This window comes from Cytobacillus sp. GQ23, assembly GCF_059758675.1.
Map to the genome: position 1 here is coordinate 15,643 of NZ_JCAXER010000038.1, position 16,434 is coordinate 32,076.

The 16,434-nt window shown below is 40.3% G+C and carries 18 protein-coding genes and 1 other RNA gene; 10 read left to right on the plus strand and 9 right to left on the minus strand.

From position 1 onward, the window contains the following. Positions 1 to 21: 21 nt before the first annotated feature. The 6 genes from AC6CHU_RS23545 (at position 22) to AC6CHU_RS23570 (ending at position 3,521) form a co-directional block, all read left to right on the plus strand. The gene (locus AC6CHU_RS23545; protein WP_159864184.1) at positions 22 to 1,182 is read left to right on the plus strand and encodes an MFS transporter; all 1,161 of its coding nucleotides are present in this window, start codon (positions 22 to 24) and stop codon (positions 1,180 to 1,182) included. A 2-nt stretch (positions 1,183 to 1,184) separates the two neighbouring features. Beyond that, positions 1,185 to 1,325 carry a hypothetical protein gene (locus AC6CHU_RS23550; RefSeq protein WP_201306525.1) on the plus strand — a complete coding sequence of 47 codons (141 nt, stop codon included), beginning with the start codon at positions 1,185 to 1,187 and terminating at the stop codon, positions 1,323 to 1,325. A 184-nt stretch (positions 1,326 to 1,509) separates the two neighbouring features. Next, entirely contained in the window at positions 1,510 to 1,752 is a 243-nt protein-coding gene (locus AC6CHU_RS23555) for a DUF2249 domain-containing protein (RefSeq protein WP_159864187.1), read from the plus strand. Beyond that, on the plus strand, positions 1,749 to 1,955 hold the full coding sequence (locus AC6CHU_RS23560) for a DUF2249 domain-containing protein (RefSeq protein ID WP_159864190.1): 207 nt from the start codon (positions 1,749 to 1,751) through the stop codon (positions 1,953 to 1,955). The genes AC6CHU_RS23555 and AC6CHU_RS23560 overlap by 4 nt, the downstream gene beginning before the upstream one ends. 4 nt (positions 1,956 to 1,959) lie before the next feature. After that, positions 1,960 to 3,210: a hypothetical protein gene (locus AC6CHU_RS23565; protein WP_251283614.1), complete on the plus strand. Its 1,251-nt coding sequence runs from the start codon at positions 1,960 to 1,962 to the stop codon at positions 3,208 to 3,210. Positions 3,211 to 3,221: 11 nt separating this feature from the next. Further along, a complete protein-coding gene (locus AC6CHU_RS23570; RefSeq protein ID WP_159864196.1) occupies positions 3,222 to 3,521 on the plus strand; it encodes a metal-sulfur cluster assembly factor in 300 nt (99 codons plus the stop codon). 35 nt (positions 3,522 to 3,556) lie between these two features. Here the strand turns inward: AC6CHU_RS23570 and AC6CHU_RS23575 are convergent, their stop codons facing one another. The 9 genes from AC6CHU_RS23575 to AC6CHU_RS23615 form a co-directional block, all read right to left on the minus strand. After that, on the minus strand, positions 3,557 to 5,482 hold the full coding sequence (locus AC6CHU_RS23575) for an ATP-dependent DNA helicase (protein WP_498122931.1): 1,926 nt from the start codon (positions 5,480 to 5,482) through the stop codon (positions 3,557 to 3,559). A 213-nt stretch (positions 5,483 to 5,695) separates the two neighbouring features. After that, positions 5,696 to 5,863, minus strand: coding sequence for a hypothetical protein (locus AC6CHU_RS23580; protein ID WP_201306526.1), 168 nt, complete (start codon positions 5,861 to 5,863; stop codon positions 5,696 to 5,698). Positions 5,864 to 5,934: 71 nt separating this feature from the next. Next, on the minus strand, positions 5,935 to 7,074 hold the full coding sequence (locus AC6CHU_RS23585) for a THUMP domain-containing class I SAM-dependent RNA methyltransferase (protein ID WP_498122932.1): 1,140 nt from the start codon (positions 7,072 to 7,074) through the stop codon (positions 5,935 to 5,937). A 207-nt stretch (positions 7,075 to 7,281) separates the two neighbouring features. Next, positions 7,282 to 7,670: RNase P RNA component class B (gene rnpB / locus AC6CHU_RS23590), an RNA gene on the minus strand. An 81-nt stretch (positions 7,671 to 7,751) separates the two neighbouring features. Beyond that, positions 7,752 to 8,051 (minus strand): cell division regulator GpsB, encoded by a 300-nt coding sequence (gene gpsB / locus AC6CHU_RS23595; protein ID WP_159864435.1) that lies wholly within the window; start codon positions 8,049 to 8,051, stop codon positions 7,752 to 7,754. Between the two features lie 80 nt (positions 8,052 to 8,131). Next, positions 8,132 to 8,701, minus strand: coding sequence for an SLOG family protein (locus AC6CHU_RS23600; RefSeq protein ID WP_498122933.1), 570 nt, complete (start codon positions 8,699 to 8,701; stop codon positions 8,132 to 8,134). Between the two features lie 80 nt (positions 8,702 to 8,781). After that, a complete protein-coding gene (locus tag AC6CHU_RS23605; protein ID WP_498122934.1) occupies positions 8,782 to 9,141 on the minus strand; it encodes a CotD family spore coat protein in 360 nt (119 codons plus the stop codon). Positions 9,142 to 9,471: 330 nt separating this feature from the next. After that, a complete protein-coding gene (locus tag AC6CHU_RS23610) occupies positions 9,472 to 10,725 on the minus strand; it encodes a ribonuclease H-like domain-containing protein (protein WP_498122936.1) in 1,254 nt (417 codons plus the stop codon). Next, positions 10,715 to 13,015: a DEAD/DEAH box helicase gene (locus AC6CHU_RS23615; protein ID WP_159864213.1), complete on the minus strand. Its 2,301-nt coding sequence runs from the start codon at positions 13,013 to 13,015 to the stop codon at positions 10,715 to 10,717. Before AC6CHU_RS23615 ends, AC6CHU_RS23610 begins: the two co-directional genes overlap by 11 nt. A gap of 211 nt (positions 13,016 to 13,226) precedes the next feature. On the opposite strand from AC6CHU_RS23615, the gene AC6CHU_RS23620 reads away from it, so the two are divergent. The 4 genes from AC6CHU_RS23620 to AC6CHU_RS23635 all read left to right on the plus strand — a co-directional run bounded on the left by AC6CHU_RS23620 (position 13,227) and on the right by AC6CHU_RS23635 (position 16,397). Next, positions 13,227 to 14,105: an ABC transporter permease subunit gene (locus AC6CHU_RS23620; protein ID WP_251283618.1), complete on the plus strand. Its 879-nt coding sequence runs from the start codon at positions 13,227 to 13,229 to the stop codon at positions 14,103 to 14,105. 59 nt (positions 14,106 to 14,164) lie between these two features. Next, entirely contained in the window at positions 14,165 to 15,028 is an 864-nt protein-coding gene (locus AC6CHU_RS23625; RefSeq protein WP_498122937.1) for a peptide ABC transporter permease, read from the plus strand. 100 nt (positions 15,029 to 15,128) lie between these two features. Continuing rightward, on the plus strand, positions 15,129 to 15,821 hold the full coding sequence (locus AC6CHU_RS23630; RefSeq protein WP_159864222.1) for a Crp/Fnr family transcriptional regulator: 693 nt from the start codon (positions 15,129 to 15,131) through the stop codon (positions 15,819 to 15,821). A 111-nt stretch (positions 15,822 to 15,932) separates the two neighbouring features. Then, entirely contained in the window at positions 15,933 to 16,397 is a 465-nt protein-coding gene (locus AC6CHU_RS23635; protein WP_159864225.1) for an Hsp20 family protein, read from the plus strand. The last annotated feature ends 37 nt before the right edge of the window (positions 16,398 to 16,434 follow it).

Genomic DNA, 16,434 nt, shown 5'->3' on the forward strand with positions numbered 1-16,434 from the left:
CTAACCGGAAAGAGAGATAGCATGAAATATTTGATTTACTTTATCATTATTGCAGCATTTATTGATACATTTTCTCAGCTTCCCATCATGAGCCCCTTTGCCATGACATTTAATCCATCACCAGCATTTGCGGGAATGATTGTTGGGCTTTATTCCTTCTCGAATATGATTGGCAATATATTAGCCGGCTATTGGATAGATAAAAGAGGAGCAAAAAGGGTTTTGGTATCCGGTTTATCCCTAACCGGATTCATTTTAGTCCTGTATACATTTGCTGATTCTCCCCTGCAATTAATTACTGTAAGATTTCTTCACGGATTATTTGGGGGCTTCCTGGTCCCTGCGGCTTTTACAGTCATTTCAAACCTCGGAAAATCAGGCAAACAAGGTAAAAAAATGGCTGTATCAGGCGCAGCTGTCGGATGTTCAGCCATTATAGGCCCCGCATTCGGGGCAGTGATTGCTTCCAATTACAGCATCAACTGGGTCTTTTTAATTATTGCAGCTACAATGATCACTAGCGCAGTCCTTGCCTTTGTGTTTCTGCCGGCAGGAAATATGGTAAATGTAAAAAAAGAGAGCTCTCATGAAAAAATGCTTCCACTATTTAAGAATCCTATGCTTACAGCAAGCTATTTAGGAGCCTTTTCTCTCATGTTTGCTCAAGGGACACTTGCCTACCTTCTTCCCCTTCAGGTAGAAGCCCTGCAGATTGAGGCGATGTACAGCGGAATTTTATTAAGCACTTTCGGAATAACGGCAATTCTTATTTTTCTGCTGCCCATTAATAAAATATTTGATAAGTATAAGCATCACAATAGCATGCTTTCCGGAATGCTGATTATTGCAATTGCATTAGTCCTGTTAAGTTCAGCATCTTCTCTTGGATTCATGTTTATATGCATGGTTCTTTACGGCACCGGGTTTGCTCTTTTATTCCCATCCATCAATGCCCTTATAGCCAATCATACGACAGAAAAAACAAGAGGAAAGGCATTCGGCCTCTTCTATGCCTTTTTTTCTTTAGGTGTGGTAGCTGGTTCCACCATATTAGGCTTCTTGAAAGTAACATTTGAAACAGGTTTTTTAATCGCTGCAGCCATATTATTTTTTACGGTATGCGGCATGTCCATATATTCCAAAAAAAGAAACCCCCAACTATTAAAAAGCGGGAGTGACTGAAAATGAAAGAATTAGTAGGCAGCTGCACTGTTTGCGGCAAAGACCTGTACTGTCTTGATGGATTCTTCAACGGAGTCCATAATGAAAAAAATGAAACCATCTGTTTTGAATGTATCGAAGAACAAAAAGAATCCGCAGAGTAAACCTCTGCGGATTCTTTTTGTTCCACTTAATTTGTGAAAATGTATTTCGCAATATGATATATGTCACTTATTTCAAAAGATCCCGGTGTTAAACTCAAAGTAATCAATAACGATTCTCACTGCAGAAAAATTTCAGTTATTGGCCATTAAATTAATCCACCAGCCGATTGAAGGAGTGATCAGAATGAAAAATAAAGTTATTGAACTTGATGTAAGAGAGGATTTAAAAAATAAATTGGAGCCGTTTGAAAAAATCACGTTGGCAATAGCTGAAGTTGATATTGATGATGTTTTTATCCTTCATGCCCCATTTAAGCCTGTCCCTCTTTTTGGGGTCTTAAAGGCAAAAGGGTTCGAATATAAAGCTGAGGAAATTGAAAAGAAGCACTGGAAAGTGACCTTTACGAAGAGAGGTGCTTCAAAATGAAATTGGATAACCGCGGGCTGGAACCGCCTCAGCCGATGATGAGAACACTCGCTGCTCTTGAAGATCTGCCCTCAGGAGAAACATTATCCATTATTAATGACAGACGACCCATGTTTCTTTATGAAAGGCTGGATGAAATGGGCTGCAGATATGTAACTATCGAACAGGAAGACGGAAGCTTTTTAATAGAAATACACAAATAAGCAGGTGATCCCATTGCTGGCCAATACCAAAAATGAGACCAATATCAAACTGCCCTTTTCATTTATACTTTTCAGCTTGCTCTGTTTAATAGGATCCATGGGGCTCATTCTTTTTCAAGGGGAATCTATTATTAACAGCCATTTCCGCATACCCGCCATCTGGTCAGCGGCTCATTTGTTTATATTGGGCTGGGCGCTGATGACAGCCATGGGAGCCATGTATCAGCTCGTACCAGTGGCCTTTCTCACCCCTATATGGAATGAACGTTTTGGATTTACACAGTTTACTGTGACTGCCTTTGGGATATTATATTTTGCTCATAGCTTATTTCATAATCCGGCGGGTGCAATGCTGCCCGGGCTCATTACATTAACAGGTATTTTAATGTTTCTTCTGCAAATGTTCATGACTTTAAGGCAGCAGGCAAAGCACAATATACTCACTTTTTTCGTAGGAACTGCACTGATTAGCCTGCTATCTGCTATTCTATTTGGAATGCTTATGGTCTTAAGCATGAAAACCGGATTTTTTTCTGACCTATATCAAGCAGTTTTTAAAAGCCACATACTTCTCGGAACTGCAGGCTGGTTTACACTTCTGATTTTTGGATTCTCATATAAAATGGTCCCCATGTTTTCTTTGTCCCATGGCTACAGCATGAAACCTGCCAAATATGTATTAATAATTTATGCAGCAGGGCTTGCAGCTGCAATTATCTCTTTTTTCATCGGGAATAATTCACTTTTAACTATTGCATTGATGATCCTGGCAGGCGGTTTTGCATTCTTTACCTGGCACATGCTGCATATTCTGCGGAAAAGAGTTAAGAAGAAGCTTGATTATTCATTCCGGTTTGCTCTTCTTGCCATACCTGCAGGACTGGCTATCCACCTGGGAGCATTAATAAGCGCTCTAATTGGAAGCTTTCAAACTGCAATTGGGTATCTTGTATTTGCTTACCTTATGCTTTGGGTAGCTTTGAGCATTCTCGGTTACCTATTTAAAATAGTGCCATTCTTATGGTGGACATGGAAATACAGTAAAGAGATCGGGAAACGGAGTGTCCCTTCTCTCAGAGATATGATGAATGACAAGGCATCCATCCCGGTTCTTTCCGCTTTCATTCTCGGTATACTTAGTGTGACAGCCTCCATTGTATTTGAACAGCTTGCTCTATTCCTATCCGGCCAGATTTTAACGGCTGGAGCCAGCTTAGTATTCTGTTTTTTGATTATCACAGTATTAAAACAATAGGGGGAATGAACATGAATCGAAAAGAATTAGTTCTCAGCAGCCTGAAAAGAGTTATAGATCCTGAATTGAATATAAACGTGGTTGATTTGGGACTTATTTATGACATTGATTTGCCCGACAATGAAAAGGCAGTTATTACCATGACTCTTACAACACCGGGCTGTCCGCTTCATGACAGTATAGTCAGTGGAGTAAAGTATTGCATTGAAGATCTGGAGCTATTTTCAGATGTAGAGGTTAACCTTGTCTGGGAACCAGCCTGGACTCCTGCTCACATGTCTCCCGAAGCAAATCAGCTGTTAAGAGGTTAAAAGGAAGGCAGCGCCCTGTTGGGCACTGCCATAGTTCAGCTTATTACGGGCTCTGCAGGCAGAACCTTTTTTATCATTTCGAGCACTTCAGGATGTTCATTATTATTCATCAAAATATGAACGGTCCCTTTGTCTTCATGTGTTCTAATTAATCTTCCAATACCCTGCCTTAACCTCAGGATCATATAAGGAAGATCCACTTCTTTGAAAGGATCGGCCGAACCTTCCCGTTTGGCTGTAAAAACCGGATCGTGCGGAGGGAATGGGAGACCATAAATAAGCACATTCTCCAGAGATCTGCCCGGTATATCAAGACCTTCCCATAAATGTACAGAGCATAGAACTGAATGCTCATCATTTTGGAAATTGGAAACGAGACTGCTTATTTCAGCATCTCCCTCAAAAAAGACCGGCACATTTATTTTCCCGGAAACAAAGGTTTTGAATTCTGCCAGCTCCGTAGTACTGTTGAATAATACTAAAGCCCTTCCTTCTGTTGCCTTAACTTGTTCAAGAATGTATTCCATTTTCGCTGTATCTGATCCTTCTGCAAATTCCGGGATGCGAATGACCATATTTTCTTCATAGTCGAACGGTGAATCTACAGTAAAAGATAAATAATCATCTACTCCCAGACTTTTTGCCATATAATCAAAGGATTTATTCTGAGACAATGTTGCAGAAGAGAAAACAAACGGCTTCTTTTGGGAGAATACATCCTCCCTCATAATATCTTCAACCATTCTTGGCATGATAACCAGGGTTCTTTCCCCATTGTTGTTTTCAAACCAGGTGATGCCTTTTAATTCCTTCAAGAACAATGAAAGTGAATAAGAGATTTGCTCAAGATATTCTTCAACAATTTTTAAGTCATATTCATTTATTACATACATTTCACTTTCAAATACTAATTCTTCCTCAAGTGTATTGATTAAGTCCTGCAGTTTACGCCCTTCTCTCATTACATCTGCAGTTTTCTCAATAGTGTTCTTGTCAGAACCAGCGTCACCCGAGGCAGACATGGAAAGTGTCAGAAAGAAATGCTCATTCTGGTAAATAGCATCTTCTATGATATTTAATGTTTTTTCACGTACATCATTCGCCATGAGTCTTGTTAAGATGGATTCCAGAATCTGCTCAGAAAAACGATATGTCAATGCCTTTTGGGATGCATATTCCAGCAAATGGCCTTCATCAAAAACCACACAAGAGCTCTCAGGAAGCAAAGGGAGCTGCCCTTCCCGTTTTCTTGATTCTTTGGTCCAGATATGCTCCATGTAAAAATCGTGTGAACAAATGATTAGATCTTTTGAGCTCCGGTAATATTCCCTATGAAGAGTTTGACCGCACCGATGCCGCTTCTCACAAGTGAAGCAGTCCTGGAGTGAATCCCATGAAACATTGCTCCAATGCTCGTCCGGCAATTCAGGATATTCTTTCCGGTCACCATATCTTTCAAATTTTTGCATGGATGAGCCTGTTTGAACAAAATCCGGAAGATCATCAAAAATGCGATTATAATGTTCATGAACATCATTTGCTACGAGCTTGTCCAGCTTATTTAGGCATAGGTACTGATCACGTGATTTTGCCAGTCTGACATCAATATTTAATCCCAATGCTTTCTCAAGCTTGGCAATATCCCCTTCCTTTTTCACAAGCTGTTCGATTAAAGTCTCATCCGCACAGGCGATAATAGCAGGTTTATTTATGTACCTTGCATAACTGATTGCATATAAAAGATATACAAGCGTTTTCCCAGTCCCTACACCTGCCTCAGCAAATATAACACTTTTGTCTTTAAATGCCTTCTCCAGCTGAAAGGCCATAAATATTTGTTCATCCCGAATTTCAAAACCTGCTTCAGGCAATATATCGTAAAAAACATCTCCGATCCACTCACTTAGCTTTTCATAAAAAGATTCGCTCTTGGATACGGCAAAAGGCATCCGGTTTGACATGCTACCCCTCCGTAAATAAAAAGTTAAAGCGCCTATTAACCAGACGCTTTGAATTCAGTTCTATCATTATTTCATATATGAGCTGTTAATAATCAAATGAACATCATATAATTTTATCTCAAATACTGTAACTGTCAAGATATAACGCCAAACCTGCAAATTCATCAAAAAAACAGGGGTGCTATAAGCCAGCCCCTGCTCATAAATGAACGATTAGTTTACACGCGACATAGAAAATGACAATGCCTGCTGAAGTTCGTCCTGTGCGTTTCTAATACTCTCCAGTGCCTCTCTTGATGAATCACCGTCACCCTGTATTGCTTCAAGTGTTCCATTCAGAGCCTGAGAAATTTTATTAAAATCAATGCTGGAATGTTTCATTGCCACCCCTCCTGAAAAAGAATCAGATATAAATATTCTATACAGTTTCAGGGGCTTTTATGCATTTGCTGCTAATTATTTCTCGGAGGTCTTTTTCCCCAGTACTGGTAGTAGTCCGTACGAATAAAACCATTGAAGAGTTTTCGTTTTTTAGTCGCTTTTCTTCCATAGTGAGTTTCAAATTCCTCGTCTGAAGTCAGGATGTAAATCGACCACGTGTCGAGAGGAGCAAATGCCCTTCCCATTTCAGCATACATTCGCTGTACCGCAGCCTTCTCGCCAAGGCGTTCCCCGTATGGAGGATTCCCTACAATGACACCATATTCCTTTGTTGTTGTAAAATCACGGACTTGCATTTGTTTGAAGTTGATCAAATCACCTAATCCAGCTTCGAAAGCATTTTCTTCAGCTATTTTAACCATCCTGTGATCAATGTCAGCACCTGTGATATCGAGTGGCTGATCATAGTTTGCCAAGTCTTCAGCTTCATTTCTTGCATCTTCCCAGACTTTTTCGGGAATCCAGGACCATCCTTCCGAAATGAATTCACGATTAAAACCGGGTGCAATATTCTGGCCAATTAATGCGGCTTCTATCGGGATAGTGCCGGATCCGCAGAAAGGATCTGCAAATGCCTTATCAGGGTTCCAATTTGTCAGCATAACCAATGCAGCTGCAAGTGTTTCCTTCAGCGGGGCTTCCCCCTGCCCTGCACGATATCCCCGTTTATGGAGGCCGCTTCCGCTGGCATCGATCGTCAGCAGGGCCACATCCTTATGAAGAGCAACTTCAATTTTGAATAGCGGCCCATTTTCTTCTAGCCAGCCTGTTTTGTTATACTTTGTTCGCATTCGTTCCACGATTGCTTTCTTCACAATCGCCTGACAATCGGAAACAGAAAAAAGCTTGGACTTTACAGACTTCCCTGATACCGGGAATTCGGCGTTTTCAGGCATATACCTTTCCCAGGGCAGCGCTTTGGTTTTTTCAAAAAGCTCATCAAAGCTTGTTGCTTTAAATTCTCCCACTTTTATGCGAACCCGATCAGCTGTCCTCAGCCATAAATTAGAACGGACAATTGCAGCTTCATCACCTTTAAATGTTATCCTGCCATTTTCAACTTCACATTCATATCCAAGGTCGCGCACTTCTTTGGCAGCTAGCGCCTCAAGGCCCATGGCCGTAGTAGCGATTAAATCGTATTTAGACATATTTTCACCCTAACCTAATTCTTATTTCTATTATGTATTCCCTAATTGAACATAGTAATCAACACATAAAGTATATCTGTTTATATGATTGCCCGCAATGAATGCCTTAGTTTTCATTATTATTTGCAAGCCTCGAGCAAAGTAAAAAAGCTCCCCCTAAAAAGGAGAGCTTGAATTTATAACGCTCATACTGTCTCACTAATAACGTTCTGTAAGCCATGTTTTGTACCGTAGTACTGCAAGCGACAAATGTCTCGTACTCAGGTGGTAATCATCTATCTACAGGCATCTGCCTGTCCTTCCCGTTGTTCATTTCCTCAGGGAAAGTGCCCCTACCATCATTTGGGTTTCTCGCTCGCGGGGTTTACCTCGTTCCACCCTTTTCATTTCTGAAAAGGCTACGTCACTGTGGCACTTTCAAGGTATTCACGCCATATCCCGAAGGACTTAGGCATTTTCCCTGCCGTCAGCCAGAGCAAGCTCCGACTGCCCTAGCTTATGAATTCGCTAGGCACGAACACTACAGGCATCTCAGCCTGTGCGAGCATGGACTTTCCTCTACAATATAAGATATATTGCAGCGATTACCCGAACGCTATTAATGATCACAAAGAATATTATATGTAATCTGTGATGGAATAGCAATGGTTTAAAACTGGAAAGTCTAATAAATTCTGTCAATCATACAATTTACTGCCAAAAACATGTTTCTCCAGATTTGATAATCTTTTCAGGATGTCAAAGTTGGTTGTTCCTGCCGTTTGTGCAGCAGGTCTGCGTGAAGCTTCCTCAACCTGTTTTTTTAACTTCATATTTTCCTGCTGAAGATCTTCAATTTCCTGATGGAATGCTTCGTAATCTTTGATGACCTGATCTAAAAACTTATCAACATCTTCAGGCTTGTAGCCTCTCATAGCTGTCTTAAACTCTTTTTCCAAAATATCTTTTGCTGTTAATTTGATTTTATCGGATAGCACGACACTCACCTCAGTATATCGCCAATCATAATTAATACTATTTTTCCAGAGATATGTACATTTGTCAATTTATCTGAGCATTATTCAAATGTGTCTCTCTGAGAGAGCTGTTCCTCTTCTACAATCAATTGTAAATCATAAAAGGTGATTAGTCTAATGTCATATTCATTTTCTTCCTGATATTTTTTTGCGGTTTCATACAGATATTTAGGTCTTCCCTCATTTTCCATATCATAAAATAACAGAAGCACATCACTTTTACTGACTAAAAAATGATTTTTTAATCTGAATTGCTGCGGGCTTTCATAAGGTTTTTTTGTTACTGAATCAACATAATCTGCCTGAGCCAATATAGTTTCATACCATTCTTTATTGGCATCCTTCCAGGAAGCTTCCTGATCTAAAAAAGGTGTAATGACTGCAAGCCTCAGGTCCTCATAACCTTCGAGCTGAAGATCAAAAACAACCTCTGCTGCCCAGAGTTCCGCACCGAGCTGCCCGCTGATGATTACCCACTCAAGACCGTCATCCAGCAAAGAAAGCAGGCTTTTTTTGATTGCGGTTTTGATATAGCTGACAGCAGGGTCATCGTTTTTAAATATTCCTACCTCAAAAGGCTTGTACCCTGAAATAACTGCTACTTTTGTCAATTGCAAAACTCCTTATATAAATCTTGGCTGGAAAGCTTGCATATATATAAATAAAACAAGGGCATTAAGCCCTTGTTTTATTATCTGCCAGAAAAACTTGGCCCCTGTTTCGGACCATTTCCAGTTGAAGCGCCAGCTACGCCAGTGCCTGGTCCGCCATATCCTGGACCCATTCCCATTCCTGGACCCATTCCTGGGCTATATGCACCTGCTACGCCTGGTCTTGGTCCCATATTCACATTTGATTGTGTTACCTGGTTAACATTTGACTGCGTTTGCGGGAATGAATGCTGATTCTCATAGTTAATATGGTTCACATGAGTATGGTGTGTTGGATGAACGTGTGGAACCACGATGTTCTGGAACGAATGAGTTACACAGCATTTTGTAGGATGTACAACAGCAGGCATCACCTGCGAAGGTCTTGGTCTGCAATACATGTAAAGATCCCCTTTCGAAATTGTTTTTACATTAACAACCTATGTTGGAAAGAGCAATCTTGTACTAATTAAAACACCTATTTTATAGGTACTAGCCTTAGAGCATGCTGTAGAAACTGTCTTTTAAATTGGAGAAAACGATTGCAGTAGTGAAAATTACAAGGAAGAATAAAAATAAGATTGCTTTATACATTTTACCAGCCCCACTATATATAAAATTCCTAAAAAAGTACCACACAAGTTATAATTTTACCTGTAACAAGAAGTACATACAACTAGGAAATAGTGGATTTTTTTGTCTGGTATATTAAAATTATGTTACAAGGAAATTTAAGTTCGATTAAATTTCTGTTCAAGCCGTACAATCCGCCGGTGCAAATCTTCCTGTTTTAGTTTCAGCTTTTCCGATCCGTCATCTTCATCAAGCAGGTTTAACGCTTTTTTCGAATATATTAAAGCCTGGCCAATATCCTTTATTCGATGCTCATAGATCTTGGCCAGTTCAATACAAGATATTACCCTCATTTTAAGCAAGCCTTTTTCAGCAATATCCTTCCATAATTTCGCAGCCTCATCCCAATTTTTATGTTTCTTATACTCAAAAGCCAATGCAAATCTGGCATTAAGAGCTTCAGAAGACTCTCCTGCAGATATTTTACTAAAGGCATTTGCTGCCTGTGAAGAGTCACCCAGTGTTGAAAACCATCTCCCCACTTCATAAACCTCGCGGGAAGTCTGTCTTTCATCCATCTGCAATATCTGGAAAGATAGATGTGTATACAGACTGATCAGGGACAGTATATCCATTTCATTATGCTTTATGATTCCAAGCATGCCTTCCGGATCTTTTCTTTCAATAAAATCAAAATAAATCATGGGTGCCAGAAAGCCTGGAATATCGTCTTTTCTTTCAATCCCCAGAACATCTTTTTCAACTGCAGCAAGCTTTATTCTTTCAAGTTTATGCTTCCACATTCTCCTTGCAGCATGATATAAATCAAAATGTCCAAATGGCGGCAATTTGGGAACATGCTCCCTCAGCAGAATATGTCTCGTTTTAACCTGCGGCCAGTCGAAAGCTTTCCCGTTGTAAGTGACCATTGTTGTATAATCAATGCCTTCCAGAAAACTTTTATATAAGGGTATCTCAGCACCAGGATGAGGAAGAATATGCTGTTTCAGCTTTATTTTGGTACCCTGAAGACTGGCTTGGCCAAGCAGGAATATTGTATTTCCAGTCCCTCCGCCCAAGCCTGTTGTCTCTGTATCAAAAAAGAAAAGATTTTCCGGCCTGTGACCGGAAGCAGACAGCGGATGCCTGAGGCTGGAAGAATTCCAGGCATCCACAGCCTCTGTAAATTCCCCGAAGGAATAGATTCCATGTCTATGATCAAGGCAGTATTCTTTTTCCCTTACAAGACAGTATGAGTCTTCAAAATAAAACGGATAAACACCTTCATTAGCCCACACTTCTTTAAAAGGGACATCAGCCTTATTCTCAGGTTTTTGGCCGGCCGAAGACTGTTTATCGTTAGCTGTTCCAAGATGGCCCTTAAGCCTGTTCAGCTTGTTTTTAATGGACAATACTATCACCTGCGCTATTAACACCATTTTTAAAAGAGCCGAGGATCCTGAGTACGTCTTTTTTTGCCGTTTCTGATGAGGTATCTGTTCCAATGCATGAAGGACAGCCATGATCACATGCACATCTGCTGACCATTTCCATCGTTTCGTGCATGATATGTTCTATTCCCCCGAAAATTTTCTCACTTAACCCTACACCGCCAGGATATCTGTCATAAAAAAAGATCGTCGGCTTTTCATTATGGGCAGCTTTCACTTGCGGAACTACATGGACGTCCTGAGGATCACACATAACAAATAGGGGTACAATATGCTTAAGTGCGTGAGCTGTGCCAATGAGTCCCTGTTCAAGCCGGTCCTGTTTATAATTTAATGATTCTTTGTTAAATGAAAGCCAGGTTGAGCTTGTATGGAGTTCTTCCTCAGGAAGTGTTATTGGACCGGATCCGATATTTTCATGTGTTTCGAACTTAATTTTTTTAAATATTGTTGCCATCGCTACAACACTGACATCTCCATATCCAATCTCTCCAATGGCGGATGCTCTGATTTTATCCTGCTCAAGCACCTTAAGCTCTACTGCGAGATTAGCATCGGTAAAATAGTCTACATCCACTTCCCGGACAAATGCTTTCTTCTCTTCCCAATCAAGCAATTCCACCTGAAACTGGGTTCCCTGATGAAGATAAATTGCCTCATCATGCAGGAGGGTCATAGCGGAAAAGCGGTCCATTTCACCAATTACTTTTACATTCGCAATATCTGATTGATCAATAATAATAACATTTTCCTGAGATGCTGAACGCAGACTTATGTTGTGGGCAGGAAATGAATCTTTCATCCAATAAAATCTATCTCCGTTCTGGTGGAGCACTCTTTCTTCGGCGAGGTATTCCAATACCTCTTCAGTTTCAAAAGTGCCAAAACGTTCCCCGGCATTAAAGGGGAGTTCATAGGCTGCACACTTGATATGATCGACCAGAATAATAAGGTTATCCGGATTAATCCTGGCTGTTTCAGGACTTTTATTAAAAAAGTAATCAGGATTTTGTATAACATATTGATCAAGCGGACTGGAGCTTGCCACCATAATAACAAGCGATTCACCATGCCTTCTGCCTGCACGTCCAGCCTGCTGCCATGAGCTGGCAATGGTACCTGGGTATCCGGTCATAACACAAACCTGCAGCTGTCCGATGTCCACACCCAGTTCAAGGGCATTTGTGCTGACAACTCCATAAATGTCCCCGGAACGCAGGCCTTTTTCAATTTCCCGTCTCTGGGTTGGCAAATAACCGCCTCTATAACCCCTTATCGCTTTAGGTCCCAGTTTATGTTTAACAAGCTCCTGCAGGTAAGTCAGCAGGATTTCAACTCTGACCCTGCTTCTTGCAAATACAATGGTCTGGATTTTATTTTTCAGAAGTTCACCTGCGAGCTTTCTCGCTTCGAGAGTTGCACTTCTCCTGATATTCAGCGGTTTATTGACAATTGGGGGATTATAAAATACAAAATGTTTTTTCCCGCTCGGGGCTCCATTATTATCCACGAGCTTCATCGGCTTTTCTGTAAGCTTTTCTGCCAGCTCCAATGGATTGGCTATCGTTGCAGATGTACAGATAAAAATGGGGTCGCTGCCATAAAAACGGCAAATTCGTCTAAGACGGCGAATGACATTTGCTACATGGCTTCCAAATACCCCTCTGTAAATATGAAGTTCATCTATGACCACATACTTTAAATTCTCAAACAAAGATACCCACTTTGTATGATGAGGCAATATGGCCGAGTGAAGCATGTCCGGATTTGTAATGACTACATGCCCAGCCCTGCGTACCTTTTGCCGGATATTTGCCGGTGTATCGCCGTCATATGTATAGGAATTGATATTCAATCCGGATTCCTGGATGATTTCATTGATTTCACTTTTTTGGTCCTGAGCCAATGCTTTTGTCGGAAACATATATAGTGCTCTTGCATCAGGATCATTCACGATCGTCTGCAGGACAGGAAGGTTGTAGCACAGCGTTTTTCCAGAAGCCGTTGGAGTAACAGCTACCAGACTGTCCCCATTCATGGCTGTCTGATAAGATGTTTTTTGATGTGTATAGAGCCTTGAAATGCCCCTTTTTTGCAGTGCATCCTTTAAAGATGGATGAATGTTTTCCGGAAGGCTGGCAGTCTTAGCCTCTTTTTCTTCTATTGTATGCCAATGAACAATGTTTTCTTTATATTGCTTTTCAGATATAAGCTGTTTCATGATTTCAGGCAAATTTTTTCGCACTTTCATCTATTTCACCTCATATTCCTATTCTACCGAATAAACGTTCGTTCTAACAGAGCAAACTCTTAATTTCTATTAACTTTTTATGGAGGAATTTCTGCTAAGCTAGTTTTTACTGTACCAGATTTACAGTTTAATTGACTGAAAGTTCTAATTATAAGAGAATATTATATATCCATTTTTTCTCAGATGAGGTGAAGTATTGCTCCACAGTCTATTGAAGTCAATAAGTGTATTAGTGTTAATCGTTATTGGATTTATCCTGATTCTTCTACTTCCAAGGGAAAAGGAAGTAACTGTCTTTTCGAGCTTTCATATTGAAGCTGATTATCCTTTCAGCTTTGAATTATACCTTGAAAGTATAGAAAATTTCACGAGTCACATTTTGACTGATAAAGGATTCGGTGAATCGCGTAGCGGACTTCCAGTTAGTGAAGAAGCAGGAATATTCGTGGCCCGCAGCTTAAAAATTGTTATGCCTGCTTTCCTGGTCAGCATGCTGCTTGGAACATTGATGGGTGCTGTCCAATTTTACAGAAGAGGTAAATTTACCGGTAAGCTGCAGAGTTTCCTATCCTGGATGTTTTCTTCCATACCCGATTTTTTTCTGTTCATTGCCATTCAGTATCTTTTCATTCTGATGATGCAATATGGACTGCCGCACTTTAAACTTTATGGACATGAAAATTGGTATAGTTTCCTGCTGCCGCTGATTTCCTTATCAGTGTTTCCATTCCTGCACATGTCCCGTTTTACGGTGTCAGCTCTTGAAAATGAAATGGGAGAAGAGTATGTGCGCACTGCTTATGCAAAAGGACTTGGCGACTTTAGAGCACTTGTTCACATGCTCTGGAATTGCCTGTCTCCCATTATGAACCAGGCACAGCTGGTAATGCTTTATATCCTATCCAGTCTGCCCATCATTGAAAAGCTGGCAGGCTATAATGGGGCAGGCAAGGAGCTGCTATTCAGCATTTCAGCTAATGATGAAATGAAGGCATTGTCCCTGATGCTTCCCTTTCTCATTATCATGTTCATTACCATCATCTTTTCGCAGACAGCTAGATTATGGCTCGTACAAAAGGAAAGGGTGTGATGGAAATGTGGCTTATTAAATGGATTAGGAAACATACTTTATTTTGCTTGGGATCCTTTTTGCTGCTGCTACTGCTGCTAATTATGTTTGCAGGGCCATATCTTCCTTTTGTTGACCGGGAATTAACAACAATTACATATATCCTAAATGAGGAAAAAAAGCCAGTTATTCCGCCTTATCCGCCATCAGGGGATTATCTATTCGGAACGGACAAAAGCGGCAGGGATCTGCTCAGTCTGCTTATCCTGGGGGCAAAAGAAACCATATTGATGGTTGCCTGTATTACTGTCCTTCGATATGTATTGGCCATTCCGATTTCCTTCCTTTCACACAAAAAATGGATGGGTACACACCTCTTTCTTAAATGGCTGAATGGACTGCTGTCATATATTCCAACCATTATCATAGTCATGCTTCTTGCCATGCTGCCGCCATTATTGCTGAGTGAGAATCGCCCTTTAATCCTGCTCATGATTATTGCTTTGGCAGAAATGCCCCGTGCTGCTGAAATGATAAAACTGGAATTTGATCAGATCTCCTCTAAAGAGTATATATATGGAGGGATTGCTGCCGGAGCTTCACCTTACAGGCTTTTTCGGATATACTATCTGCCTTTTCTGTATAGTAAGCTACTTGTATATATGGTTACTGATCTTGGAAAAGTCATGTTTCTGCTGGGACAATTAGGATTTGTCGGCATTTTTATTTCGCAGGATTTTGTTCAATCTATGACGGGAGATTGGCAATTGGTCAATAATTCCATTTCCTGGCCAATGATGATGATTAAAGCCTTTGAGGATATAAGAGGCCCTATTTGGATTCCATTTTTCTCAGCATTTGCAATGACCTATGCCATTTTAACCTTTAATATGTTTGCCGAGGGATTAAAATCATTTTTCACCAGGAAGGTCCGATATATTTAAATATCTCAGCCTGGATTAGGAAAACAAGCTACTCTAATTATAAAGTGATGTATGTTTTTTGTTACAATAAGCTTAATAGGACAGAAGCAAGAGGTGGATTATGAAAGCAGCAGAAATTAAGGATGTTCTTTCCCAGTTCTCTCTTTTTAAAGAGCTGAACAGCGAAGAACTGGATAAGGTAGTTGAGATATCCATATCACGGGAATGGAAAAAAGGAAGTCATGTTTTTCTGCAGGACGAACCGCTTGATAATGTATATTTCATTAACAACGGCAGAGTTAAGATTTATAGAAGTGATATTAATGGGAAGGAACAGATTGTTGCCATTTTAACAAAAGGAGAGATGTTCCCTCATGTGGGATTCTTCAGAAAAGGCGGGTACCCGGCTTTTTCCGAAGTGCTGGAAAACGCTCAGCTTGTGGTTGTGCCTATTTCGCAATTTGAAAAGGTGCTTATTGAGAATCCTGAATTATGCATAAAAGTATTTAAGGTTCTGGGCGAGAAAATTGTCGACCTTCAGGAGAGGCTGGAATCGCAAATATTAAACAATACTTATGAGCAAATCATTAAATTGCTTATCCGGCTGGCCAAAATGCATGGAGAAAAGCTTGAAAACGGCAGCTTTGTATTAAAAGGGGACTTTACCAATAAAGACCTTGCCAATATGATTGGCACCACAAGGGAAACGGTCAGCAGGACTTTAACCAAAATGAAAAAAGAAATGTTAATCAAAACAGACCAGGATGGACATTTAATCATAATCCCTGATCAGCTATTAGAGACAATATTTTAAAGGCCGCACTCTGCGGCTTTTTCTTTTTCCTTGATTCTGCCACAGGAACATCCACCCAATGGGCGGCATAGAATAAGTTGAAAAATCCTGTTTGAAAGGGGATGAAGGAATATGGAGGATCCAAAGAAAAAGGAACGGAATGAACCATTTGGGGATTTGATAAAATCAATGAATCAGTTTTTCCATGAAAAACCCGGCAGAGGATTTCTGCAGACAATGGATGAATTTTTTAAAAATCCATTCCCGACTTCTTCTTCCTTCCATGTTAATGTTGCTGAAACTGATAAGGAACATATCATTAGTGCTGAACTTCCAGGAATAAATAAAGAGCAAATACAGATTGATATCCTGGACAATTATATAACCATTTCAGTTAAATCGGCTGAGATGATAACGGAAGAAGATGAAAAAAATAAAATTTTTCGCAGACAGCAAAGCATGCAGCGTTCCAGCAGAACCATAGCGCTTCCACAGCCAGTTAATGAAAAAAAGGTAAAAGCTGTTTACCAAAATGGCCTTTTGCAGATTACTGTACCTAAGCAGCAGGGAAAAAGAATCCTGATTGATGAGAACTGATTATGCCTGCATTTCTAGTTTTATAGAATCTGGATAA

Excerpts from the sequence above, each read along its gene's own strand:
- AC6CHU_RS23545 (WP_159864184.1), top strand. The coding sequence starts at position 22 with ATGAAATATTTGATTTACTTTATCATTATTGCAGCATTTATTGATACA.
- AC6CHU_RS23550 (WP_201306525.1), top strand. The coding sequence starts at position 1,185 with ATGAAAGAATTAGTAGGCAGCTGCACTGTTTGCGGCAAAGACCTGTAC.
- AC6CHU_RS23555 (WP_159864187.1), top strand. The coding sequence starts at position 1,510 with ATGAAAAATAAAGTTATTGAACTTGATGTAAGAGAGGATTTAAAAAAT.
- AC6CHU_RS23560 (WP_159864190.1), top strand. The coding sequence starts at position 1,749 with ATGAAATTGGATAACCGCGGGCTGGAACCGCCTCAGCCGATGATGAGA.
- AC6CHU_RS23570 (WP_159864196.1), top strand. The coding sequence starts at position 3,222 with ATGAATCGAAAAGAATTAGTTCTCAGCAGCCTGAAAAGAGTTATAGAT.
- AC6CHU_RS23575 (WP_498122931.1), bottom strand. The coding sequence starts at position 5,482 with ATGTCAAACCGGATGCCTTTTGCCGTATCCAAGAGCGAATCTTTTTAT.
- AC6CHU_RS23580 (WP_201306526.1), bottom strand. The coding sequence starts at position 5,863 with ATGAAACATTCCAGCATTGATTTTAATAAAATTTCTCAGGCTCTGAAT.
- AC6CHU_RS23585 (WP_498122932.1), bottom strand. The coding sequence starts at position 7,074 with ATGTCTAAATACGATTTAATCGCTACTACGGCCATGGGCCTTGAGGCG.
- AC6CHU_RS23605 (WP_498122934.1), bottom strand. The coding sequence starts at position 9,141 with ATGTATTGCAGACCAAGACCTTCGCAGGTGATGCCTGCTGTTGTACAT.
- AC6CHU_RS23615 (WP_159864213.1), bottom strand. The coding sequence starts at position 13,015 with ATGAAAGTGCGAAAAAATTTGCCTGAAATCATGAAACAGCTTATATCT.
- AC6CHU_RS23630 (WP_159864222.1), top strand. The coding sequence starts at position 15,129 with ATGAAAGCAGCAGAAATTAAGGATGTTCTTTCCCAGTTCTCTCTTTTT.
- AC6CHU_RS23635 (WP_159864225.1), top strand. The coding sequence starts at position 15,933 with ATGGAGGATCCAAAGAAAAAGGAACGGAATGAACCATTTGGGGATTTG.